At 71.0% G+C, this 21,910-nt stretch carries 23 protein-coding genes; 10 read left to right on the top strand and 13 right to left on the bottom strand.

Features of this window, described 5'->3' with window-relative positions; genetic code table 11:
* Window positions 1–42: 42 nt before the first annotated feature.
* The 7 genes from ACYVL2_RS05550 to ACYVL2_RS05520 are packed head-to-tail and all read right to left on the bottom strand — an operon-like array spanning window position 43 to window position 8,465.
* Window positions 43–1,152 carry a UDP-N-acetylglucosamine--N-acetylmuramyl-(pentapeptide) pyrophosphoryl-undecaprenol N-acetylglucosamine transferase gene (locus ACYVL2_RS05550; protein ID WP_460541023.1) on the bottom strand — a complete coding sequence of 370 codons (1,110 nt, stop codon included), beginning with the start codon at window positions 1,150–1,152 and terminating at the stop codon, window positions 43–45.
* Between the two features lies 1 nt (window position 1,153).
* Complete coding sequence (ftsW, locus tag ACYVL2_RS05545) at window positions 1,154–2,407, bottom strand: FtsW/RodA/SpoVE family cell cycle protein (protein WP_460541021.1); 1,254 nt, start codon at window positions 2,405–2,407, stop codon at window positions 1,154–1,156.
* Window positions 2,404–3,780, bottom strand: a complete 1,377-nt coding sequence (gene murD / locus ACYVL2_RS05540) for a Mur ligase family protein (RefSeq protein ID WP_460541019.1) — start codon at window positions 3,778–3,780, stop codon at window positions 2,404–2,406. Before murD ends, ftsW begins: the two co-directional genes overlap by 4 nt.
* 3 nt (window positions 3,781–3,783) lie before the next feature.
* Entirely contained in the window at window positions 3,784–4,914 is a 1,131-nt protein-coding gene (gene mraY / locus ACYVL2_RS05535) for a phospho-N-acetylmuramoyl-pentapeptide-transferase (protein ID WP_460541017.1), read from the bottom strand.
* Entirely contained in the window at window positions 4,911–6,317 is a 1,407-nt protein-coding gene (locus ACYVL2_RS05530) for a UDP-N-acetylmuramoyl-tripeptide--D-alanyl-D-alanine ligase (RefSeq protein ID WP_460541015.1), read from the bottom strand. The genes mraY and ACYVL2_RS05530 overlap by 4 nt, the downstream gene beginning before the upstream one ends.
* Before the next feature lie 29 nt (window positions 6,318–6,346).
* Window positions 6,347–7,927, bottom strand: coding sequence for a Mur ligase family protein (locus ACYVL2_RS05525; RefSeq protein ID WP_460541013.1), 1,581 nt, complete (start codon window positions 7,925–7,927; stop codon window positions 6,347–6,349).
* A gap of 37 nt (window positions 7,928–7,964) precedes the next feature.
* Window positions 7,965–8,465 (bottom strand): MarR family winged helix-turn-helix transcriptional regulator, encoded by a 501-nt coding sequence (locus tag ACYVL2_RS05520; protein WP_460541011.1) that lies wholly within the window; start codon window positions 8,463–8,465, stop codon window positions 7,965–7,967.
* Window positions 8,466–8,713: 248 nt separating this feature from the next.
* Here ACYVL2_RS05520 and ACYVL2_RS05515 point away from each other — a divergent pair, with 248 nt between their 5' ends.
* From ACYVL2_RS05515 to ACYVL2_RS05500, 4 genes are all read left to right on the top strand, one after another.
* Window positions 8,714–9,727 (top strand): coiled-coil domain-containing protein, encoded by a 1,014-nt coding sequence (locus tag ACYVL2_RS05515; RefSeq protein WP_460541009.1) that lies wholly within the window; start codon window positions 8,714–8,716, stop codon window positions 9,725–9,727.
* 49 nt (window positions 9,728–9,776) lie between these two features.
* Window positions 9,777–10,988 carry a L,D-transpeptidase gene (locus ACYVL2_RS05510; RefSeq protein ID WP_460541006.1) on the top strand — a complete coding sequence of 404 codons (1,212 nt, stop codon included), beginning with the start codon at window positions 9,777–9,779 and terminating at the stop codon, window positions 10,986–10,988.
* A 142-nt stretch (window positions 10,989–11,130) separates the two neighbouring features.
* On the top strand, window positions 11,131–11,499 hold the full coding sequence (locus ACYVL2_RS05505; protein WP_460541004.1) for a PadR family transcriptional regulator: 369 nt from the start codon (window positions 11,131–11,133) through the stop codon (window positions 11,497–11,499).
* Between the two features lie 3 nt (window positions 11,500–11,502).
* A complete protein-coding gene (locus ACYVL2_RS05500) occupies window positions 11,503–12,870 on the top strand; it encodes a permease prefix domain 1-containing protein (protein WP_460541002.1) in 1,368 nt (455 codons plus the stop codon).
* A 44-nt stretch (window positions 12,871–12,914) separates the two neighbouring features.
* Here ACYVL2_RS05500 and ACYVL2_RS05495 read toward each other — a convergent pair whose 3' ends face one another.
* Both ACYVL2_RS05495 and ACYVL2_RS05490 read right to left on the bottom strand, forming a co-directional pair.
* Window positions 12,915–13,253: a DUF3817 domain-containing protein gene (locus tag ACYVL2_RS05495; protein WP_460541000.1), complete on the bottom strand. Its 339-nt coding sequence runs from the start codon at window positions 13,251–13,253 to the stop codon at window positions 12,915–12,917.
* Window positions 13,250–13,570 (bottom strand): hypothetical protein, encoded by a 321-nt coding sequence (locus tag ACYVL2_RS05490; RefSeq protein WP_460540998.1) that lies wholly within the window; start codon window positions 13,568–13,570, stop codon window positions 13,250–13,252. The genes ACYVL2_RS05495 and ACYVL2_RS05490 overlap by 4 nt, the downstream gene beginning before the upstream one ends.
* Window positions 13,571–13,635: 65 nt before the next feature.
* Here ACYVL2_RS05490 and ACYVL2_RS05485 point away from each other — a divergent pair, with 65 nt between their 5' ends.
* From ACYVL2_RS05485 to ACYVL2_RS05475, 3 genes are read left to right on the top strand one after another with little or no spacing between them, the layout of a single operon-like run.
* Window positions 13,636–14,550, top strand: a complete 915-nt coding sequence (locus ACYVL2_RS05485; protein ID WP_460540996.1) for an acyltransferase domain-containing protein — start codon at window positions 13,636–13,638, stop codon at window positions 14,548–14,550.
* Window positions 14,551–14,563: 13 nt separating this feature from the next.
* Window positions 14,564–15,442 carry an epimerase gene (locus ACYVL2_RS05480; protein WP_460540994.1) on the top strand — a complete coding sequence of 293 codons (879 nt, stop codon included), beginning with the start codon at window positions 14,564–14,566 and terminating at the stop codon, window positions 15,440–15,442.
* A 58-nt stretch (window positions 15,443–15,500) separates the two neighbouring features.
* The gene (locus ACYVL2_RS05475) at window positions 15,501–16,043 is read left to right on the top strand and encodes a hypothetical protein (protein WP_460540992.1); all 543 of its coding nucleotides are present in this window, start codon (window positions 15,501–15,503) and stop codon (window positions 16,041–16,043) included.
* Here ACYVL2_RS05475 and ACYVL2_RS05470 read toward each other — a convergent pair.
* Window positions 15,988–17,022, bottom strand: a complete 1,035-nt coding sequence (locus ACYVL2_RS05470; RefSeq protein ID WP_460540990.1) for an LLM class flavin-dependent oxidoreductase — start codon at window positions 17,020–17,022, stop codon at window positions 15,988–15,990. The two genes, ACYVL2_RS05475 and ACYVL2_RS05470, sit on opposite strands and share 56 nt — an antisense overlap.
* A 19-nt stretch (window positions 17,023–17,041) precedes the next feature.
* Window positions 17,042–18,403 (bottom strand): class II 3-deoxy-7-phosphoheptulonate synthase, encoded by a 1,362-nt coding sequence (locus ACYVL2_RS05465; protein ID WP_460541220.1) that lies wholly within the window; start codon window positions 18,401–18,403, stop codon window positions 17,042–17,044.
* A 147-nt stretch (window positions 18,404–18,550) separates the two neighbouring features.
* Here ACYVL2_RS05465 and ACYVL2_RS05460 point away from each other — a divergent pair, with 147 nt between their 5' ends.
* The 3 genes from ACYVL2_RS05460 (at window position 18,551) to ACYVL2_RS05450 (ending at window position 20,498) form a co-directional block, all read left to right on the top strand.
* A complete protein-coding gene (locus tag ACYVL2_RS05460; protein ID WP_460540988.1) occupies window positions 18,551–19,174 on the top strand; it encodes a cyclodeaminase/cyclohydrolase family protein in 624 nt (207 codons plus the stop codon).
* Window positions 19,171–20,019: a bifunctional 5,10-methylenetetrahydrofolate dehydrogenase/5,10-methenyltetrahydrofolate cyclohydrolase gene (locus ACYVL2_RS05455; RefSeq protein WP_460540986.1), complete on the top strand. Its 849-nt coding sequence runs from the start codon at window positions 19,171–19,173 to the stop codon at window positions 20,017–20,019. The genes ACYVL2_RS05460 and ACYVL2_RS05455 overlap by 4 nt, the downstream gene beginning before the upstream one ends.
* A 98-nt stretch (window positions 20,020–20,117) precedes the next feature.
* The gene (locus tag ACYVL2_RS05450) at window positions 20,118–20,498 is read left to right on the top strand and encodes a hypothetical protein (protein ID WP_460540984.1); all 381 of its coding nucleotides are present in this window, start codon (window positions 20,118–20,120) and stop codon (window positions 20,496–20,498) included.
* Here ACYVL2_RS05450 and ACYVL2_RS05445 read toward each other — a convergent pair.
* Together ACYVL2_RS05445 and ACYVL2_RS05440 are read right to left on the bottom strand one after the other, a co-directional pair.
* The gene (locus ACYVL2_RS05445) at window positions 20,400–20,828 is read right to left on the bottom strand and encodes a hypothetical protein (RefSeq protein WP_460540982.1); all 429 of its coding nucleotides are present in this window, start codon (window positions 20,826–20,828) and stop codon (window positions 20,400–20,402) included. The genes ACYVL2_RS05450 and ACYVL2_RS05445 overlap by 99 nt on opposite strands.
* Window positions 20,829–20,867: 39 nt before the next feature.
* Window positions 20,868–21,896, bottom strand: a complete 1,029-nt coding sequence (locus ACYVL2_RS05440; RefSeq protein WP_460540980.1) for a 6-phosphofructokinase — start codon at window positions 21,894–21,896, stop codon at window positions 20,868–20,870.
* Window positions 21,897–21,910: the final 14 nt, after the last annotated feature.

The raw sequence follows: 21,910 nt of genomic DNA, 5'->3' as shown, positions 1-21,910 counted from the left end.
GTCCCGTGCCTCATCGGTCCACGGCTTTCAGCGTCCCGTGCCTCATCGGTCCACGGCTTTCAGCGTGAACTGCCTCAGCGCCTCGTCGCCGTCGCGGCGTCCGAACGCGGCCGAGGCCTGGGCCATCGCCGCCAGTTTCGCACGGTCGCTCATGAGCGGAATGAGGTTGGCCTCGATCCAGGACGGGTTGAGGTTCTCGTCGTCGCAGAAGACGGCGCCGCCGGCGGCCACGACCGGGCCGGCGGTGCGGTACTGCTCCTTGTTGCCCCACGGCATGGGCACGAACACGGTCGGCAGCCCCAGCGCGGTCACTTCGGCGACGGTCATGGAGCCGCCGCGGCCCATGACCATGTCGGCGGCGGCATAGCCGAGGTCCATCCGGTCCAGGTACGGCAGGGTGCGGTAGGCGACCGGCAGGTCGTTCGGCACGTGGACCGGCTCGTCGCGGCGGGCGCCGATGATGTGGAGGACCTGGATGCCGCGTCCGGTCAGCGACCGGGCGGCCCCCGAGACGGCCTGGTTGATCGAGTTGGCGCCCTGGGATCCGCCGTAGACGAACAGGGTCGGCCGGCCCGGGTCGAGACCGAAGTGCGCGCAGGCCTCGGCGCGCCGGGCGGCCCGGTCGAGCCGTGAGATCTCCGGCCGCAGCGGCACGCCGGTGATGGTGCCGTCGGCCAGCAGCGGCGAGGTCTGCGGCAGGTGCGGGAAGCCGAGCGCGAGGTTGTCGCTGAACTTGAGCGCCAGCTTGTTGGCGACCCCCGGCGGGTCGTTGAACTCGAAGATGACCATGGGGGTCTTGCGGCGCCAGGCGGCGAGGTAGGCGGGCACGGCGACGTAGCCGCCGAATCCGACCACGACGTCCGCCTCCACCTCGTCGAGGATCGCGCGTGTGGCCTTCATGGACTTGAGCATCCTCGGAGCGGTCAGGAGCAGGTCGACGTTGACCTTGCGCGGCAACTGGTGCGCGGGAACGTTGCGAAGGTCGTATCCGGCCTTGGGGATGAGGTCGTTCTCGAGGCCCTTCTCGGTGCCGAGGCAGGTGACGCGGACGGTGGGGTCGTGGCGGCGCAGGCAGTCGGCGTAGGCCAGGAGCGGGTAGATGTGGCCGCCGGTGCCGCCTCCGGCGAGGACGACCGATCGTAGCTGAGGCACGTCAAGGCTTTCTGGTCGAAGGGACGGTGTCGGTATCGGGGTTGTCGCGGGGCGCGGGCGGCAGGGGGGCCCACAGGAATCGTACGAGGCGGGACGGATTGCGCGCCCGCAGTGCCGCGGCGGCGTCGGGTTCGGCGCGGGCGAACCCGGCGAGCATGCCGACCGCGGCGAGCACGACGACCAGCGCCGTGCCGCCGTCGGAGATGAACGGCAGCGGGACCCCGGTGATGGGGATGAGGCCGAGGACGCCGCCGATGTTGATGAACGCCTGCCCGGCCAGCCAGATCGTGACGCCGGCGGCGAGGAGGGTGCGGAACGGGTCGACCGATCGCCGGGCGATGCGGAAGCCGGTGTACACCAGGACGCCGAACAGCGCCAGGATCACCAGGCAGCCGACGACGCCGAGTTCCTCGGCGATGAGCGCGAAGATGAAGTCGTTGTGGCCGTTCGGAAGCCATTCCCATTTCTGGCGGCTCTCGCCGAGCCCGACGCCGAACCATCGGCCGTCGGCGATCGCGTAGTAGCCCTGGATCGCCTGGTAGCTCTCGTCGTCGGCGAATTCGCGCGGCCGGTAGAACGAGAGCAGGCGCGCCATCCGGTAGGGCTGGAACGCGATGAGGAGCGCCGATCCGGCCAGCGCCACCGCGAACAGTGCCCCGAGGATCCGCATCGGGACGCCGGCGGACCACAGCAGGCCGATGAACATGGCGACGATGATGAGCATGGTGCCCAGGTCGGAGTAGCCGATGACGACCATCGACAGCCCGACGATGGGGAACATGGGGATGGCCAGTTCGCGCCACGAGGCGATGTTGGGGCCCAGTCGCACCAGTGAGTCGGCGACCCACAGCAGCAGTGCGAACTTCGCCAGCTCGGCGGGCTGGAACTGGATCGTCCCCACGTGGATCCACAGGTCGTCGGTGCCGACGACGGAGTTCCCGAAGTCGGGGGCCAGCAGGATGAATCCGAGCAGCAGCGACAGCACCAGCAGCGGGCGGGCGAGCGCGCGGTAGGTGCGCAGCGGCAGCCGCTGGGCGATCCAGAACGCCACCAGGCCGATGAGCGCCCATGTCGCCTGCCGGACGATGACTTGGAACGCCGAGCCGTGCTCGGCGTAGGACTCGACCATGGTCGCCGAGAACACCATGACCAGACCGATGGTCAGCAGCAGGGCGCTGGAGGACAGCAGCAGGTAGTACGAGGCGAGCGGCCTGCCGAGCAGGCCGCGCAGCATCTCGGTGAACCCGGTCCTCACTCGGCTCCGCCCTCGTCCGCCGTGCCGAGGGTCCGCCTGACCGCGGCCGCGAAGGCGTCGCCGCGGTGGGCGTAGTTCGCGAACATGTCGTAGGAGCCCGCGGCCGGCGACAGGAGCACCGTGTCCCCGGCCTCGGCGCGGGTCTCGGCCGCGGCGACGACGTCGATCATGACCGCATCGTCCCCGCCGTCCAGGACCGTCACGGGGAGGTCGGGGGCGTGTCGCGCCAGCGCGTCGGCGATCGCGGCCCGGTCCTGCCCGATGAGGACGGCCGCGCGCATGCGGGGGGCGAACCGTTCGACGAGGCCGTCGATGTCGACGCCTTTGAGCTGGCCGCCGGCGATCCAGACCACCGAGTCGTAGGCCGCGAGCGCGGCGGCGGCCGCGTGCGGGTTCGTCGCCTTCGAGTCGTCGACCCAGGTGACGCCGCCGGCCTCGGCGACGGTGACGTTGCGGTGCGGTTCGGGCGTGTAGGCGCGCAGCGCCCGGGCCACGGCCTCGGGCCCGACGCCGACGCGGGCGGCGAGCGCGGCGGCGGCCAGCGCGTTGGCGACGTTGTGGGCCCCGGCGGGCCGCACGTCGTCGACCGAGCAGATCCGCTCGGGCTTTCCGCCGGTGTAGTCCACAAGGTGGCCGAGCGCGACCCCGAACTCGCCGGGCGCCGGCTCGGCGAGCGTGAAGCCGGTGGTCTCGGCGTCGGTGCGCTTTCCGAGGGCGACGACGGCGGGGTCGTCGAGGTTGACCACGGCCGCTCCCCCGCGCCATACGGCGGTCTTGGCCTCGGCGTAGGCGTCGAAGCCGCCGTGCCAGTCGAGGTGGTCGGGGGCGAGGTTGAGCACCGCCCCGGCGGTGGGGGCGAGGTGGTGCGACCAGTGCAGCTGGTAGCTCGACAGTTCCACCGCGAGGACGTCGTAGGGCCCGTTCGCGGCGAACACGAGGGGCTGGCCGATGTTGCCGAGCGCGGCGGTGCGCAGGCCGCCGGCCTCGAGCATCGCGGCGAGCATGGTCGTGGTGGTGGTCTTGCCGTTGGTGCCGGTGACGGCGAGCCAACGCGGGGCGTCGGGTGCTCGCAGACGCCAGGCGAGTTCGGGCTCGGAGAACACTTCGAGGCCCTCGGCCCGGGCGGCTCGGACGAGCCGGTGGCTCGGCGAGAAGCCGGGTGAGACGACGACTTGGCCGACCGACGCGAACATATCCGGGTCGAAGTCCTCGTCGGTGTAGACGCGCGCGCCGGCGTCGGCCAGGGCGTCGAGCCGTTCGGAGGCTCGCCGGTCGTAGACGCTGACGCGCCTGCCGAGTGCGAGCAGGGCTTCGGCGCTGGCGGCGCCGGCGACGCCGGTGCCCGCCACGAGGAGGTGGTCGGCGATCTCCATGGCCTAGCCGGCGATTCGGAGGAAGTCGGCGAAGAAGAAGCCCAGGCCGATGGCCATGCCGATGCCGGCGATGATCCAGAAGCGTACGACGATGTTGACCTCGGACCATCCGGCGAGTTCGAAGTGGTGCTGGAGGGGGGCCATGCGGAAGACGCGGCGGCCGGTGAGCTTGTACGAGGTGATCTGGATCATCACGCTGAAGGTGATGATGACGAACAGGGCGCCGATGATCGGCAGCAGCAGGATGGTCTTGGAGGCGAGGGCGAGGCCGCCGATGAGGCCGCCGAGGCCGAGGGCGCCGGAGTCGCCCATGAAGATCTTGGCGGGCGAGGTGTTCCACCACAGGAAGCCGAACATGGCTCCGGCGGCGGCTCCGGCGATGAGTGCGATCTCGAGGGGGTCGCGGACGTCGTAGCAGTAGTTCGGGGAGAGGTTCTCGCCGGCGCCGCCGCACCAGTGCCGGTACTGCCAGAAGCCGATGATGAGGTAGGCGGCGAAGGCCATCATGGACGCGCCGGTGGCGAGGCCGTCGAGGCCGTCGGTGAGGTTGACGCCGTTGGCGGTGGCGTTGACGACGAAGACGAAGAGGATGACCGCGCCGATCTTGGTCAGCGGGAGGTCGGTGATGTCCTGGGTGAAGGACAGGAAGGGCGTGGCGACGGTATCGGAGATGGCGGGGTCGTCGACCGAGCCGGTGTAGTAGAGGGCGATGACGCCGAAGACGATGGCCGCGATGGTGAGGCCGAGGATCTTCATCCTGCCGGAGATGCCGCCGGAGTGCTTCTTGCGGATCTTGAGCCAGTCGTCGATGAAGCCGACGAAGCCGCAGGCGACGAACAGGCCGATGAGGACGATGCCGGTGGCGGTGAAGTTGGTCGGCCGTGAGAACTGCTCGGTCTCGGCCTCGGGCAGGGCCATGAGGACGAGGTGGCCGACGACGTAGGCGACGACGGTGGTGAAGATGAAGACGACACCGCCCATGGTGGGGGTGCCGGCCTTCGTGAGGTGGGTCTGGGGGCCGTCGGTGCGGATGGGCTGGCCGGCCTTGAGCCTGCGGAAGGCGCGGGCGGCGACGGGGGTGAGCGCCATGGTGAGCGCGAACGCCACGAACGCGGCGATGATTACAGCTCTCACTGTCGGTTGTCCTCCTTGGCGCGCAGGAAGTCGGCGACGTCCCAGGTGCGGTAGCGGGAGCCTTTCACCAGGACGGTGTCGCCGGGGCGCAGCCGGGTCCGCAGCAGTTCGACGGCCGCGGTCTGGTCGGGTACGTGGGTGGCCTCGGCGACGTCTTCGGCGCCGTCGGCGGGGTTGGGGCGGTCGCCGCGGAATCCGGCGAGGATGGGTTCGGTGCCGTCGCCGACGGCGATGACTTCGTCGACGCCGGCTTCGGCGGCCTGCTCGCCGAGGCGGCGGTGGCAGTCGTCGCTGAGCGCTTCGAGGTCGGCCATGAGGCCGAGGACGGCGATGCGCCGTCCGGTGGTGGGGACCTGCCCGAGTGCGCGGACGGCCGCGCCCATCGAGGCGGGGTTGGCGTTGTAGGAGTCGTCGATGACGGTGGTGCCGTCGGGAAGGGTGTAGACGTCCATGCGCCGCTCGGATCGGCGTCCGGCTTCGGACAGGCGCGCGGCGATGTGCTCGGGGCTCGCGCCGAGCCGCCAGGCGACTCCGGCGGCGGCGAGCGCGTTGTACACGTGGTGGCCGCCCCAGAGGCGGAGTCGTACTTCGGCTTCGCCGTCGGGGGTGCGGAGGGTGAAGCGGTGGCGGCCGTCGCCGGGGTCGATGCCGGTGGCGACGATGTCGGCGTCGTGTTCGACGCCGAAGGTGACGACGGTCGCGCGGGTCTGTTCGGCCATGCGGGCGACGCGGGGGTCGTCGGCGTTGAGGACGGCGGTGCCTTCGGGTGCGAGGAACCGCGGCAGTTCGCTCTTGGCGCGCGCGGTGGTCTCGATGTCGCCGAAGCCGTCGAGGTGGGAGATGCCGACGTTGAGGACCGCGCCGATGTCGGGCGGGGCGATCTCGCACAGTTCGGTGATGTGGCCGACGCCGCGGGCGGCCAGTTCGAGCACGAGGTAGCGGGTTTCGGGTTCGACGCGGCAGACGGTGTAGGGGTGGCCGAGCTCGTTGTTGAAGTTGGCCTCGGTGGCGACGGTGGGGCCGAGGGAGGCGCACAGCTGCCCCATGAGGTCCTTGGTGGAGGTCTTGCCGTTGGAGCCGGTGACGCCAACGACGGTCGCGCCGCTGCGGCGGGCGACGGTGCGGGCGAGTTCGGCGAGGGCGCGGAGGCCGTCTTCGACGTAGACGGCCGGGCGGGCGATCTCGCGGCTGGCGATGGTGGCGACGGCGCCGCGCTCGGCGGCCACGTCGGCGAAGTCGTGGCCGTCGACCTGCCGGCCGGGAAGCGCCAGGAACAGTCCGCCGGGGCCGATCTTGCGCGAGTCGTATTCGATCCCGCCGGTGACGACGGCCTCGGGGTCGGCCGTCTCGCTCAGCTCGCCTCCGACTGCGGCGGCGACTTCGGCCAGGCTCATGGGGATCACTCGGCGGTCTCCTCCTGTTCGGTTCGCTGCTAAGCGCGCGGTGTGAACTTGCGGCTCGAGAGACTCGCTCCGCCGGGCCCACTTCGCGCGCGGTCCGCCGCCGCCGGCTCGACCCAGCCGACATCGCGCAGGGCCCTGGCCAGCAGCTCGCGGTCGTCGCCCTCCACCGGTCCGGCGGCGGTCTCGGTGATCGTCTCGTGGCCTTTGCCGAGCAAGGCGATGGTGTCGCCCGGGGCGGCCATCGCCGCGGCCTCGCGGACGGCGGTCTCCCGCCCCGGAATATTACGGCAGGGCACGGCCTCGACGGCGGCGGCCACCTCGTCGCGGATGCGGGCGGGGTCCTCGGTGCGCGGATTGTCGTCGGTGACGATCACCAGATCGGCGGACGCGGCGGCGGCGCCCATGAGGGGGCGCTTGGAGCGGTCGCGGTCGCCGCCGGCGCCGAGGACGGCGATGACGCGGCCGGGCGTGGACTCGCGGAGGGCCTCGAGGACGGCGCTGATGGCCTCGGGCTTGTGGGCGTAGTCGACCACGCCGCGGACGGGTGCGGTGCCGGAGACCAGCTCCATGCGGCCGGGGACGCCGCGGCAGGCGGCGATGCCGGTCAGGGCCTGGGGCAGGTCGACGCCGACCGCTTCGGCCAGTGCCGCTGCGAGCGCGGCGTTGGCGACGTTGTGCCGGCCGGGCATGTGGACCAGGCCGTTCGCCTCCACGGCCGGGCCCGGCCAGCGGGCGTGCCGTTTGGTGCCGCGCAGGCGGAAGGTCTGGTCGAAGCCGTCGGTGGCGATGCGGTCGGCGACGTAGTCGGCCTCGGGGTCCTTCAGGGAGAACGTGAGCGTGTGTTCGCCGATGAGGGTGGCGACGCGCGGGTCGTCGGCGTTGAGGATCTCGGTGCGGGCCCTGCCGTCGAAGAGCCTGGCCTTGGCGTTGAAGTAGTCGTCGAGGTCGGCGTGGAAGTCGAGGTGGTCGGTGCCGAACATGGTGTATCCGGCGGCGGCGAAGGAGCATCCGGCGACGCGGCCGAGGACGAGCGCGTGGCTGGAGACCTCCATGACCACGTCGGTGACGCCGCGTTCGAGCGCGACGGCCAGGAGCGCCTGGAGTTCGGGGGCCTCGGGGGTGGTGCGCTCGGTCTTGATCCGCTCGCCGGCGATGCGGGTCTCGACGGTGCCGATGATGCCGGTGACGCGGCCGGCTTCGGCGAGGGCGGCCTCGACCAGGTAGGCGGTGGAGGTCTTGCCGTTGGTGCCGGTGATGCCGATGAGGTTGAGCCGCTGCGAGGGGTAGCCCCACACGCGGGAGGCGACGGCGCCGGTCAGTTCGCGCGGGTCCTCGGTGACCAGGACCGGGAGCCGGTCGCCGACGATCCGGGCGCCGGCGGCGTCGGTGAGGACGGCCACGGCGCCGCGCTCGGCGGCGCGGGCGGCGAACTCGGCTCCGTGGCGGCGCGAGCCCGGCAGGGCCGCGTAGAGGTCGCCCGGTTCGACGAGGGCGTCGGCGAGGCTGACGCCGGTGACGGTCAGGTCCGATCCGGCCGCGTCGGGGACCAGGTCAGCGAGGTCGGCGACCCGGTAGGGACCGGTGCTGCGAGGACGCGGAAACGTTGACACGGCCTGACCCTACACCGGCGCGCCGCACCGCAAATGATCACTGGGGCTTCTCGGAGTCCGATCGGGCGTCGACGTCGTCGAGGTTGGCCGACCAGGTCTCGAGGAGCTTGTTGAGCTCGCGGGCCTGGTCGCAGTTGATCGAGTCGAGGAAGAGCTCGCGGACCAGCGACAGGATGCAGGGCGCGGCCTGCTCGAGGCGCTCGCGCCCGGCGGCGGTGAGGTGGACCCACGTGGAGCGGCTGTCCTGGTCGCATTTGCTGCGGTCGACCAGGCCGGCCTCGCAGAGCTTGCCCACCTGGTAGGTGACCGCGCTCTTGGCGGTGACGATGCGTTCGGCCAGCTCGCTCATGCGCAGCGCGCTGTTGTCGGCGTCGGCCAGGCGCACGAGGATCTCGTACTGGGTGTGGGTGATCCCGTGGTGGGTCTGGAGGCGCCGGTCGAGGTGGTGCTCGAGGCGGTGGGTGACGGTCAGGAACTTGTTCCAGACGGCGTTGACGTCCGGCGCGAGCCATCGGCCCTCGAAACTGCCCTCGCTCATTCCCGACCTCCCTTCCGGACCGCGTTCACTCGGCGACGGCGAGTGGTTCAATTTCGAACAACCTTACCAGTCCGACGGCGTTGCGGCAGGTCCGAGTAATCGGAGCCATATCACTGAGGCCGGTTTTCGTAGCAGTCGGACTACGTGCGGTCGCCGCCGAACCCCGGGCACCGCGGAACAAGGCTCGCGTTCTACCCTGAACGCCGAACCGCCCAGTCGGCCGCAAGCTCCCGAAGGATCCTCCCGCCTTGAACGTCGCCGCGAAGACTGATGACCCGCATCCTGTCCGACGGCTGCTGACCCTGCCCGTCGTCGCCGTCGCCGCCGTCCTGTTCCTGGTCGCCCCCGCCTCCCAGTCCACGGCGCAGGAGGATTCGGCCTCGGCCGGGCTGAGCCAGGCGATCGAGGACTACCTCAACGCCCAGGACGAGCTGGCGGCCCTCCAGCAGGAGCAGGAGGACCTCGAGCAGGAGCTGGAGGACTCCGAGGCCGAGGTGGCGCGGCTCAACGAGGAGCTCGACGAGTACGCCTACATCGCTTACACCACCTCCGACCTCCAGTCGACCGCCGCGCTCATGGCCTCCGGGAGCCCCACCGACTCGCTCAACGCCATGACCATGCTGGAGTTCCTCGGCCAGTCGCGCGCCGAGAAGCTCAACCAGCTCATCGACCGGCTCGCCGAGATCGAGGCCACGCAGCAGACCCTGGACGACAACATCGCCGAGCAGGAGGACCTGGCCGCGCAGATGGAGGCCGCCAGGGACGAGGCGGCCCGCGAACTGGCCGCCTCCGGCGGCGACAGCGCGGTGGGCCCCTCGCCGGGCGATTTCCCCGACCCGGAGGACGCGCCGCGCAACTCGGACGGAACCCTTCCCTGGGAGGGGTGCACCGAGGACGATCCGACCACCGGCGGGTGCCTGACCCCGCGCACGCTCCACGCCTTGGAGCAGTCCCAGATCGCCGGATTCACCCGCTTCGTCAGCTGCTACCGCAACGGTTCGTGGGGCGAGCACCCCAAGGGCCGGGCCTGCGACTTCTCCGCCCAGGCCGGCGGCTTCGGCGGCGACGCCTACGGCGACGACAAGGCCTACGGCGACAACCTGGCCGCCTGGCTGGTGGAGAACGCCAGCGAACTCGGCGTGCAATACGTCATCTGGTATCGCCAGATCTGGATGCCCTCCAGCGGCTGGAAGTCGTACTCCCTCGCAGGTGGCGACCCCTCCTCGGACCACACCAACCACGTCCACCTGTCCATCCGCTAGCGTCTCCGCGCACGCGTGAAGGAGGCTCGCGCTGTGTACTGTGGGAGGCATGATGATCGGACGTTCCCCCCTCACCAGACGCGGCGCACTGACCGCTGGTGTGGCCGCCGTCACTCTAGCTGCCTGCTCGAACGAGTCGGGCACCATCAGCGACGGCGAAGGCGACGAGGCCAGCGAGGAGCCGACCAGCGCCGCCAAGGTGACCGTCACGCCCGCCGACGGGGCGACCGACGCCACCGCCGCCACCGAGATCTCCTGGACGGTCGAGGATGGCGAGTTCACCGGCTTCGAGCTCACCGACGCCCAGGGCAACGCCGTCAAAGGCGACATGCACCCCGACGGGACCACCTGGGTGCCGTCGGACCCGCTCGAGTGGGACGCGACGTACACCGCCTCGGTCAGCGCCGAGGACGACGCCGGCGTCCCGGTCACGGTGTCGTCGACCTTCACCACCATCTCCTCACCGCCCGACCGGGTCACGATCGAGGACTACCTGCCCGGCAACGACATGGTCGTCGGCCAGGCCGGCGTCCTGGCCTTCCGCTTCGAGGCGGGCTTCGAGGTCCCCGAGGACCGGCGCGCCGCCGTCGAGCGGCGCCTGTTCGTCTCCTCCGAGCCGGCCCAGGAAGGCTCCTGGCACTGGATCACCGGCCGCGCCCTCGAGTACCGGCCCAAGGAGTACTGGCAGCCGGGCACCCGGGTCGACGTCCGTCTGGGGATCGGCGGCATGGACCTGGGCGGGCGCTTCGGCGAGTACGACGTGGTCCGCAGCTTCAGCACCGACACCGAGCTGCGGCGGCTCGAGGCGGACGACTCCACCAAGCAGCTGCGCGCCTACCAGGACGGCGCCATCGTCCAGACCATCCCGATCTCGCTGGGCGCCCGCGAGATCGACGGCCATGACGCCCGGTCCTACTCCGGGCACATGATCATCATGAGCCGCGAGGAGGAGTCGACGTTCGTCTCCGAGCTCTACGACTACGAGACCGACGTCAAATGGGCGATGCGCCTGACCTTCTCGGGCCAGTTCATCCACGGCGCGCCGTGGGCGGCCGACGCGCTCGGCAAGGAGAACATCTCGCACGGCTGCATCAACGTCACCGACGAGATGGGCGAGTGGCTCTACAACTTCGTGCGCTGGGGCGACCCGGTCGTCGTCCAGAACACCGGTCTGGGGCTGCCGCAGGGCGACGGCTTCACCTCCTGGGACCTCGACTGGGAGCAGGTCAAGGCCGGCTCCTACCTCGCCAGCGGCGACTAGCCGCACTTCCACTTGACCGCCTCCGGCCCCGCGACCGGAGGCGGTTCTGCGCGCGGCCCCGGCAACGGGAACGATCGCGGCTTGACGGACCACTGACCCTAGAACTATTATGCATCACAGTTCTAGGGTAAGGAGGGCGTGCATGCGCATCGCCAAAGACCTCGTCGCCGCCTCGGCCACCCCACTGGTGCTGGGAATCCTCGCCGAAGAGGAGAGCTACGGGTACGCGATCCTCAAACAGGTCGCCGAGCGGTCCGGAGGCCGCCTCGAATGGACCGAAGGGCTGCTGTACCCGCTGCTGCACCGCCTCGAGCGGCTCGGCTACGTCGAGTCGACCTGGCGGACGCCGTCCGGGGGCCGCCGCCGCAAGTACTACCGCATCACCGACGACGGCCGCTCCGAACTGGCCGAGCAGCGCCGCCAGTGGACCGCCGTCGTCGACGCCCTCCAGGGCGTCTGGGACGCCGCCCGGTCGTTCGAACCGGGCCCGGCCCCGGCGTTGGAAGGCTGACCGATGACCGCCGAGAGCGACACCGACCTGGAAGCCCAGATCGCCGAATGGCGCGCCTACATGCGCCGCCGCCGCGCCGTCCACGACACCGACGTCGACGAACTCGAAGACCACCTGAGGGGCCGGATCACCGACCTGGGCGCGACCGGGCTGCGGCCCGACGAGTCCTTCCTCATCGCCGTCAAACGCATGGGCGGCCTCGACGAGCTCTCCCGCGAGTTCGCCCGCGAGCACTCCGACCGCCTGTGGAAGCAGCTCGTCCTCCCCACCGGCCCCGCAGCGTCGGCCCCGAGCGGACCGAGACGGGAACTGCTGGCCATGATCGCCTGCGCCGCCCTCGGAGCGCTCGCCATCAAGGCCCCCTCCTGGTTCGGCCTCGACTTCGCCACCGCCGAAGGCTTCTACGCGCGCAACCTCGGCCTGTTCGCCCTGGCGCCGTTGACGGTCTACTTCGCGTGGCGCCGCCGCGTCGGCCTGCGCACCATGGGCGTCATGGCCGCGCTGTTCGCCCTCGGCGCGGTCGGCGCCAACGCCTACCCGGTCGCCGACGACGGCCAGACGACCGTGCTGACGGCACTCCACCTGCCCCTGGCGCTCTGGCTGGTCGTCGGACTGGCCTACACCGCCGGCGAGTGGCGCTCCGAACGCCGGCGCATGGACTTCATCCGATTCACCGGAGAATGGTTCATCTACTTCGTGCTCATCGCACTCGGCGGCGGCGTGCTCACCGCGATCACGCTCGGCACGTTCGAAGCCATCGGCCTCAACGCCGAGCACTTCATACAGTCCTGGCTCCTGCCGTGCGGGGCCATGGCCGCCGTCGTGGTCGCCGCATGGCTGGTCGAGGCCAAGCAGAGCGTCGTCGAGAACATGGCGCCCGTGCTCACCCGCGTCTTCACGCCCCTGTTCGCCGCCACGCTCCTGGCCGTCCTGACCGCCATCATCGTCACCGACAGCGGCATCGACGTCGAACGCGACATGCTGATCCTGTTCGACCTGCTGCTGGTCGTCGTGCTCGGCCTGGTGCTGTACGCGATCTCCGCCCGCGACCCGCAGGCCCGGCCCGGCCTCTTCGACTGGATGCAGCTGGCCCTGGTCATCAGCGCCCTGCTCATCGACATCATGGTGCTCATCGCCATCACCGGCCGCATCAGCGAATGGGGATTCAGCGCCAACAAGACCGCCGCGCTCGGCGAGAACGTCGTCCTCTTCGCCAACCTCGCCTGGTCGGCGTGGCTGTACCTGGCCGTCGTCCGCGGCCGCAGGCGCTTCGCCCGGCTCGAACGCTGGCAGACCGACTACCTCGCCGTATACGCCCTGTGGGCCTGGACGGTGGTCCTGCTGTTCCCGCCGCTGTTCGGCTTCGCCTGACGGCCGCGACACGCGACCGAGGCCCCGCCCTGCCCGTTCGGGGCCTATGCGCTTTGGCGGACCTTCGGGTCGGCCGCCTGCGGGTGGTCGGCGAGGATCTTGCGGTGCGCCCAACGCTCGACGAAGAACGACGCCACCGGGACGGTGCCGCCCAGCAGCAGCCCCACCGTCTGCGGCCAGAACCGCCAGCCGGCCTGCTGCGCCAGGTGGAACGCCAGCACCAGGTACACCATGTAGCACAGGCCGTGGATCGGGCTGATCACCCGCACGAGCGTGTCGTCGCCGCCGAAGTACTTCATCGGCATGGCCACGAACATGAGCGCGATCAGGAACGTGCCGACGATCCAGGCGACGATGCGGAAGCGTTTCAAAGCGGCGTTCATACAGAGCTCTCCTGGTCCGTCCCGGCCTCTCTGGCCCGGACGATCTCGGCTTCGAACGGTGAGGTCACAGGCGGCGGCTCGCCGCGGCGGCGACGGTCCTCGGGCTCGTCCCGGCGCAGTTCCAGGCGCATCTGGCGAATCCACAGCGCCACCGTGAACAGCGCGAACAGCGGCCACTCGAACGCGTAGCCCCAGCTGATCGCGTTCCCGGCCTGCGCGCGGCCCAGCTGCCACCAGCCGAGCACGCCGAAGCCGGCCGTCAGCACCACCGCGAAGAAGTGGAGGACGAGCCATGGAGGCGTCAGCAACCGTCGCACGAAACCAGACTATGGCCGCCCACCCGGCCCGTCCGGGCCGGGTGGGCCCGTGGTGACATGTGTCGGTGATCAACGAACTCCCGCCGGCTGGCCGCGTCCGGCCGTTCCCCCTCCCCGGCGCCGACCGCGTCGAGGAACTGCTCACCGAATGGTGCCGCGCCGACCGCGACGACACCGAGGCCGCCATCGCGGCCCTCGACCGGCTCGACGGCGACGCGCTCGAACTGGCCGACCGGATGTACCAGTCGATCGCCGCCGACATGGGCGGCCGCAAATGGCTCACCTGGCCCAAACCCCCCGAGGACCACCCGCTGCTGGGCCTGTTCCCGGTCCTCGCGGCCGTGCCGCTCATGCGCGACCACCACCGGCGGCTCGGCGTCCCCGAGGAGCGCTCACGCCCGATCCTCGAGGACGTCGGCGAGAAACTTCGCCTCAACCGCGCCCTGTACGGGCGGCCCGGCCTCGACGTGTCGTTCTGGTTCACCGCGCACGTCCGCGGCTCGCTCTACCAGCTCGGACGCCTGCAGTTCTGCCTCGAGGGCACCGAGAGGTCCCCGCTGATCGGCCTCCACATCCGCGGCGAAGGCGGATCGCTGGGGCCCGAGGCCGTGCGCGCATCGGTCGCCGAGGCGATGGAGTTCTTCCCCGCCACCTTCCCCGAGCGGTTCGGCCGCGCCGCCGACCTGACGTTCACCTGCACGTCCTGGCTGCTGGACCCCCAGCTGCGCGACTGGCTGCCCGAGCGGTCGAACATCCTGAAGTTCGCGGCCCTGTTCGACCTGATCGGTCCGCGCTCGCAGCCCGGCACCAACGGCCACGACGACGTCTGGCGGTTCGTCTTCACCGCCACCCCCGGGACGCCGGTCGAGCTGCTCCCGACCGAGAACACTCTCCAGAGGTCGCTCATCGAAGGGATCAAGGCCGGCGTCGACTGGCAGGTCCCACTCGGCAGGCTCGACCCATCGAGGCTCGGTCTGTGACTAGGCTCGGGGCATGAGGATCGTCATCGCCGGATCGAGCGGCTACCTCGGCACCGCCCTGCGGCTGGCCCTGGAGGGCCACGACATCGTCAGGCTCGTGCGACGCACGCCCGGCGACGACGACGAGATCGGCTGGGACCCGTACCGCAACCCGCTCGACCCGGCCATCCTCGACGGCGTCGACGCGGTCGTGAACCTGTGCGGCGCGCCGGTCGGCGGTCGCCGCTGGAACGCGGCCTACAAGGAACGCATCCGCGTCAGCCGCGTCGTCCCCACCAGGGTCCTGGCCGAAGCGGTCGCGCGGGCCGAGGTCCCGCTCCTGGTCAACGCTTCGGCGACCGGGTGGTACGGCGACAGGGCCGACGTGCCGGTCGACGAGTCCACTCCGGCCTCGTCCGACTACCTCGGCAAGACCTGCCTGGCCTGGGAGTCGGCCACGGGCCCGGCCCAGGAGGCCGGCGCTCGCGTGGTCCGGCTGCGCACCGGCCACGTCCTCGGCCCCGGCAGCCCGCTGCTGGCCAAACTGGTGCCGGCCTTCCGGTACCTCCTCGGCGGACGCTTCGGCGACGGCCGCCAGTACATGCCGTGGATCTCGCTGCGCGACTGGGTCGGCGCGGCGCGCTTCCTCCTCGAAGGCGAGGTGACCGGACCGGTGAACCTGGTCGGACCCACGCCGACGACCAACCGCGAGTTCACCCGCGCGATGGCGGCGGTGCTGCACCGGCCCGCGCCCTGGGTCATCCCCGGCTGGGCCGCGAAGCTCGTCGCCGGCGAGGTCGCCCAAGAGCTGCTCCGGGGGGCGAGGGTAAGGCCCACCGTCCTGCGGTCCAAAGACTTCGACTTCCAGGACACGACCGTCCTCGGTGCCCTGGAGTGGTCGCTCGGCCGGTGACCGGATGGCGGTGCCCCACTACACTGAGGCGTCGCCCCGATCGTCGGAGGGAGTGCCCGTGACGCCGCCGCAGTCCCCGCGGCCCGAGCCGCTGCTCCGCAAGCCCGGCACCGTCACCGCGGCGCAGACCCTCATGTGGATCCAGTTCTCGCTGCTGGTCTGCTGCGGCACCGGCGGGACGTTCATCGCCCTGTTCTGGTCCGGACTGCTCGCCGAGATCGGCATGACCGGCGACGTCACCGAGAGCGCAGAGAACCTGGTGACGCTAGCGGCGGTCGTGGTCCTCGGCATCGTCGGGACCGCGATCCTGTTCGGCATCCTGGCCGCCAAGATCGGCGCCGGGCGGCGCTGGGCGCAGGTCATGACGATCGCGATCATGCTCGCGACGATCAACTTCGGCTTCATCGCCGTCTACACCGGATTCCAGGTCGAGGAGCGGGCCGGGAAGCCCGTGGACACCTCGGACCTGGTCTGGGCCTTGCTGTCGCTGGCGATGCCGGCGATCACCATGATCTGCCTGTTCACGGGCTCGGCGAACCAGTGGTTCAGGCAGGGCGGCCGTCGGCCGCTCCAGCCGCACCCCGCTCCGGCGCCCTATTGAGCGCCTCGCCGAGCGCGGCGATGTTCTCCAGCACCGCGGCCCGGTCGCCCCTGCCCTCGACCAGCAGCAGCTGCCGTCCGACGCCGGTCGCCGCGGCCGATTCGGCCAGACGCTCGGCCACGATTGCGGGCGAGCCGACCGCGTGCCGCCCGATCATCCAGTCCACATAGGCCGCATGGTCGCGTTCGCTCCGGCCGGGCTTGAGGCTCACGTACTGGCCGACGCCGCGAGTGAGCAGCTCGGTCAAGGACTCGCGCAGGCGAGCGGTCGCGGCGGGCCCGTCGGTGACCTGCGCCAAGTGCGTCGAGACGTGCTCGACCCCGGCCGGATCGAAACCGGCGGCCTCCGCCTCGCGCTCCCAGGCCCCGATCAGCGCCACGTGCTCCTCGTCGCTCGCGTGCATGCCCAGCAGCAGCGGCAGCCCGAGTCTCCCGGCGAGTCCGGCCGTGCCCGCGCTCGTGGCCGCGACCCACACCGGCCGGCCCGCGCCCGGAGGCATGACCCGCACCGGCGGCACGTCGAAGAACTCCCCGGCGTGCTCGACCTCCGCCTCACCCGACAGCCACCGGACCAGCAGCCGCAGCCCCTCCTCGAAGCCGCGCTCGAACCGCTCCAGTCCCGAGCCGAGCACCGCCAGATCGATCCAGGGGCCGCCGCGGCCCACGCCGAGCCGGAACCGGCCCGGCGCCAGCGCCTCCAAAGTCGCGGCCTCCTCCCCCAGAGCCACCGGGTGCCGGTTCGACAGCACCGCGACCGCCGTCCCGACCTGGAGGCGCTCGGTCGCGGCCAGCAGGTGCGAGGCCAGGAGCGTGGCCGAAGGGTTGGCCCCGTACTCGATGAAATGGTGCTCGGCGACCCACGTCCCCGCGAAACCGGCCCGTTCGGCGGACCGCGCGTAAGCGACGGCTCGGCGGAGCGTCGCCGCCGGCGAGACGCCGGGGAACACTCCGCCGAGCTGGAACAGGTCGAATGCGCTCATTCGCGGCACGGTGCGCGCCCTAGTGACGCAGCATCTCCGCGACGAGGAACGCCAGCTCCAGCGACTGCTGGGTGTTCAATCGCGGGTCGCAGGCGGTCTCGTACCGGTCGGACAGCTGGTCGTCGCGGATCTCCTGGGCGCCGCCGACGCACTCGGTGACGTCCTCGCCGGTCAGTTCGATGTGGATGCCGCCCGGGTGCGTGCCGGTCTGGCGGTGGACCTCGAAGAACCCGAGCACCTCGTCGACGACCTGGTCGAACGCCCGGGTCTTGTAACCCGAGGCGGCCTCGTAGGTGTTGCCGTGCATCGGGTCGCACTGCCACACGACCTTGCAGCCGGCGGCCTCGACCTTCTCGATGATCGGCGGCAGCACCGTGCGGACGTTCTTGTGCCCCATGCGGGTGATGATCACGAGCTTGCCCGGCAGGTTCTCGGGGTTGAGCTTGCCGCACATCTCCACGACCCACTCGGGCGTGGCGGTCGGGCCGATCTTGCAGCCGACCGGGTTGGCCAGGCGCGACAGGAAGTCCAGGTGGGCCCCGTCCAGCTGCCGGGTCCGCTCCCCGTTCCACAGCATGTGGCCCGACAGGCCGTACACCTTGCCGTCGAAGATGCGGGTGAGCGCCCGGTCGTACTCGATGGCGAGCATCTCGTGGGAGGCGAAGACCTCGGCGGTGTGCAGCGCGTCGTCCTCGACCCCGCAGGCGGCCATGAACGCCACGGCGCGGTCGATCTCGCGGCCGATGGCCTCGTAGCGCTCGCCGGCCGCGGAGGTGCGCACGAAGTCCTTGTTCCAGTCGTGGACGGCCTGCAGGTCGGCCAGTCCGCCGCGCAGGTAGGCGCGGATCATGTTCATCGCCGCCGCCGAGTTGGCGTAGGCGCGGATCATCCGCTGCGGGTCGCAGACCCTGGCCTCCTCGGTGGGCTCCAGCGAGTTGAACATGTCGCCGCGGTACACCGGCAGGCCCAGCGCGTCGGTGGGCTTGGAGCGCGGCTTCGAGTACTGGCCGGCCACGCGGCCGACCTTGATGACCGGCATGGAGGCGCCGTAGGTGAGCACGACCGCCATCTGCAGCAGCGTGCGCATGTTGGCGAGCACGTGGTGCTCGGTGTTCTCGAGGAACGTCTCGGCGCAGTCGCCGCCCTGCATCACAAACGCCCGGCCCTCGCAGACCTCGGCCAGCAGATTGCGCAGGTGATCGACCTCATAGGGGGCGACGATCGGCGGCACGCCCGCGAGCACCCCGGCGACCTCTTCGACCTCGGCGTAGTCCGGCCACGGCGGCATCTGCTCCCGCGGAAGGTCGCGCCAGGCGTCCAGCTGATAGCGTTCGGCCTCCTCCGCGTCGGCGACGACGGGGACGAGTCCTGGATTGCGCAGATCATGCCATTGACGTTTCACGCGCATATCGTACGCGGGCTCGTCACCCGGGTCCAAAGTTGTTTTCGGCGTCCCAGTGGGTGAACCCGCGCACCTGGGTCGCGCACTCGGACATCCCATCTTTGCGGGCGCGTCTAGGCTGGCCTGGTGCGTAAGACGACGATTGAAGAGTGGCTGGCCGATCTGGCATCGGAACGACCCGCGCCCGGAGGGGGCGCCGCGGCGGGTTTGAACGCGGCCGTGGGGGCGGCCCTGGTCTCGATGGTGTGCAATCTGACCATCGGCAAACCGAAGTTCGCAGAGCACGAGCAGGTGATGCGCGAAGCGCTGGCCGAGGCCGAGCGGCTGCGCGGGGAGTCGCTGCGGCTGGCCGAGGAGGACGCCGAGGCGTTCTCGGGGGTGGTCGCAGCCTACAAGCTGCCCAAGGGCACCGACGAGGAGAAGGCCGCGCGGACCGCGGCGATCCAGAAGGGCCTGGTCGAGGCGGCCGAGGTGCCGTTGGCGGCGGCGAAGGTCGCCGCCGAGGTGATCCGGCTGTCGGGGCGGGTGCTGGACGGGTCCAACCCGAACGTGCTCTCCGACGTGGCGGTGGCGGCCTCGAGCGCGAAGTCGGCGCTGGAGTCGGCGGCGCTGAACGTGGACATCAACTTGGCGTCGATCAAGGACGCGGGCGAACGGGAGCGGCTCGCGGGCGCGCTCAACGAGGCGCTCCAGGCGAAGGCGCAGGCGGAGGCGATCATGCAGACGGTGGCGAAGAGGATCAGGGCATGAGGGACATCGACGGGCGCGCGGTCGCGAAGGCGCTGCGCGCGGAGGTCGGCGAGGCGGCCGAGCGCCTGCGCGGTGAGGGCGTGCTGCCGACGCTGGCGGTGGTGGTGCCGACCGACGACGAGGGGACGGCCTGGTACGTCCGCTCGATCGCGAAGACCGCCGACAAGCTGGGGTTGCGCTGCCGTATCGAGCAGCTGCAGGACCCGGACCGCGACCAGATCGCCGCGAAGCTCCGGGAGCTCTCGGCCGATCCGGAGGTCCACGGGGTCATCTGCCAGACGCCACTGCCCGAAGGCGTGTCGCTGTCCGAGCTGGGCGGCCACATCGACCCCCACAAGGACGTCGACGGGGCCAATCCGCACAGTCTCGGCCGCCTGGCCGCGGGCCTGCGGACGTGGGCGCCGGCGACGTCGGCGGCGGTGCTGGAGCTGCTGCGGCGCGACGGCGCGGCGCTGAGCGGCGCCCGGGCGGTCGTGGTCGGGCGTTCGACGGTGGTCGGCAAGCCGACCGCGCTGCTGCTACTGGCGGAGTCGGCGACGGTGACGGTCTGCCATTCGCGGACCAAGGAGCTCGCGGCGGTCTGCCGGGAGGCCGACATCCTGGTCGCGGCGGTGGGCCGGGCGGCGATGATCGGCCCCGAGTTCGTGAAGCCGGGCGCGACGGTGATCGACGTGGGCACGAACCCGACTCCTGACGGCGGCCTGGTCGGCGACGTGGACTACGAGTCGGTCGCGCCGATCGCCGGCGCGATCACGCCGGTGCCCGGCGGCGTCGGCCCGGTGACGACGATGCTGCTGCTGCGCCACACCGTCGAGGCCGCCCAGATCACGTTGACGCGGCCCTGAGCGGGCCGAAATCCGGCGGGCGAAGTGCCGGATACCCGACAGACATCATCGGCTACTGAGCGTAGTTTCAGGGGTCGTAGTACTGAGGGAGGTCTGGTATGGGACGTCGATTCGTGTTCATGGCGACCGTCGCCGGCATACTCGTGGCCGCCGCCGAACCGGCGGCGGCATTTCAACACGACCGGGTGGACAACCCGGTGCTGCACTGGGCGCTGGACGTCGCGAGCCTCGCCATCGTCGTCGCCCCGGTCTGGACGGCCCTGCTGTGGGGCGCCGGGCGCGGCACATGGCCACTCGTCGCCCTGATCGGCGGAGTGCAGGCACCGGTGGCGATCCTCGCGTTCGCGCCGGCGGCCTCACACGCGTTCAAGGGGGCCGGCCTAGCGATCGGGCTCGGCATCACCGTCGCGGCGATCGTCTGCACCCGCCGGGCCGCCCGCGCCGAGCAGAAAGCGGCGGCGCAGACACCCGCCGCCTAGGTCGAAGCCGAAGGCGCGGCCGTCGGCGACGAGCACCCGGAACGCCGGGCAGCCGGGGAACGGGCCGATGAACGCGCCGGCCGGGTCCCGGTAGGCGTGCCACGAGCAGTGCGCCTCGCCGACCCAGCCCCATGCCCGATGCGTCTCGGCGCCGCCGAAGCGGTACACGCCCACGCTCAGCAGCCGGCCGGCGACCGGCCGTCGGTAGAAGTCGGCGACCAGGCCCGGCACCGGGTGGCCGTCGAAGTCGACATCGCGCAGCGTCTTGCGGAACGTGAAGTCGGCGAGCTGCGGGAGCTCACCGATTTCTCCTGAAAAGGCCGTGGGCACGCCGGGTCTAACGACTCGGCGTGCCCACGGTTGCGTCGATTAGGCCCCGAAGAAGACCTCCGCGTCCCGGTAACGCTCGACCGGGACGGTCTTGAGCACGTCGGTGCCCTCGTTGATCGGAATGCGGATCACGTCGGTGCCGCGCAGCGCCATCATCTTGCCGAAGTCGCCCTCATTGACCGCCGCGGCGGCCTCCAGGCCCAGGCGCGTGGCCAGCACGCGGTCGAACGCGGTCGGCGTGCCGCCGCGCTGCAGGTGCCCGAGGATGATCGCGCGGGTCTCCGAGCCGGTGCGCTTCTTGATCTCCTCGGCGACCCAGTCGCCCACGCCACCGAGCTTCACGTGGCCGAACGCGTCGACCTCGCCGTCCTTGAGCTGCATCTCGCCGCCCTTGGCGATCGCGCCTTCGGAGACGGCCACGATGGTGGACTTGCCGACGTCCATCCGGTCCTTGACGAAGTCGGCGACCTGCTGCATGTCGAACTCCAGCTCGGGGATGAGCACCACGTTCGCGCCGCCGGCGATGCCGGCGTGCAGCGTCATCCAGCCCGCGTGGCGGCCCATGACCTCCACGACGATGCAGCGGTCGTGCGATTCGGCGGTCGTCCACAGCCGGTCGATCGCCTCGGTCGCGATGTTCACCGCGGTGTCGAAGCCGAACGTGTAGTCGGTGCCCGACAGGTCGTTGTCGATCGTCTTCGGCACGCCCACGCAGTTGACGCCGTCGGCGGTCAGTTTCGTGGCCACACCGAGCGTGTCCTCGCCGCCGATCGCGATCAGGGCGTCCACGCCGAGCTCGGCCATGTTCTTCTTGATCGCCTCGACACCGCCCTCGATCTTGTAGGGGTTGGTGCGGGAGGAGTGCAGAACGGTGCCGCCCTGGTCGAGGAGCTTCTCGACCGAGTCCCAGTCCAACGGCTGAGTGATGCCCTCGATCGGGCCCTTCCAGCCGTACCGGAAGCCGATGAACTCGTGGCCGTATTCCTTGGTGCCTTTACGGACCGCGGCACGGATGACCGCGTTGAGACCGGGGCAGTCACCGCCGCCGGTGAGCACGCCAATGCGCATGCGTCGAACTCCTC

It is taken from the genome of Glycomyces halotolerans (assembly GCF_054779575.1).
Note: the sequence above shows the minus strand (reverse complement) of the source record. Positions and strands in the feature narration are given on the sequence as shown.

Coding starts and splice junctions, on each gene's coding strand:
- ACYVL2_RS05440 (WP_460540980.1), bottom strand. CDS start 21,896: ATGCGCATTGGCGTGCTCACCGGCGGCGGTGACTGCCCCGGTCTCAAC.
- ACYVL2_RS05495 (WP_460541000.1), bottom strand. CDS start 13,253: ATGAACGCCGCTTTGAAACGCTTCCGCATCGTCGCCTGGATCGTCGGC.
- ACYVL2_RS05505 (WP_460541004.1), top strand. CDS start 11,131: ATGCGCATCGCCAAAGACCTCGTCGCCGCCTCGGCCACCCCACTGGTG.
- ACYVL2_RS05500 (WP_460541002.1), top strand. CDS start 11,503: ATGACCGCCGAGAGCGACACCGACCTGGAAGCCCAGATCGCCGAATGG.
- ACYVL2_RS05510 (WP_460541006.1), top strand. CDS start 9,777: ATGATGATCGGACGTTCCCCCCTCACCAGACGCGGCGCACTGACCGCT.
- ACYVL2_RS05450 (WP_460540984.1), top strand. CDS start 20,118: ATGGGACGTCGATTCGTGTTCATGGCGACCGTCGCCGGCATACTCGTG.
- ACYVL2_RS05520 (WP_460541011.1), bottom strand. CDS start 8,465: ATGAGCGAGGGCAGTTTCGAGGGCCGATGGCTCGCGCCGGACGTCAAC.
- ACYVL2_RS05470 (WP_460540990.1), bottom strand. CDS start 17,022: ATGAGCGCATTCGACCTGTTCCAGCTCGGCGGAGTGTTCCCCGGCGTC.
- ACYVL2_RS05480 (WP_460540994.1), top strand. CDS start 14,564: ATGAGGATCGTCATCGCCGGATCGAGCGGCTACCTCGGCACCGCCCTG.
- murD (WP_460541019.1), bottom strand. CDS start 3,780: ATGGAGATCGCCGACCACCTCCTCGTGGCGGGCACCGGCGTCGCCGGC.
- ACYVL2_RS05455 (WP_460540986.1), top strand. CDS start 19,171: ATGAGGGACATCGACGGGCGCGCGGTCGCGAAGGCGCTGCGCGCGGAG.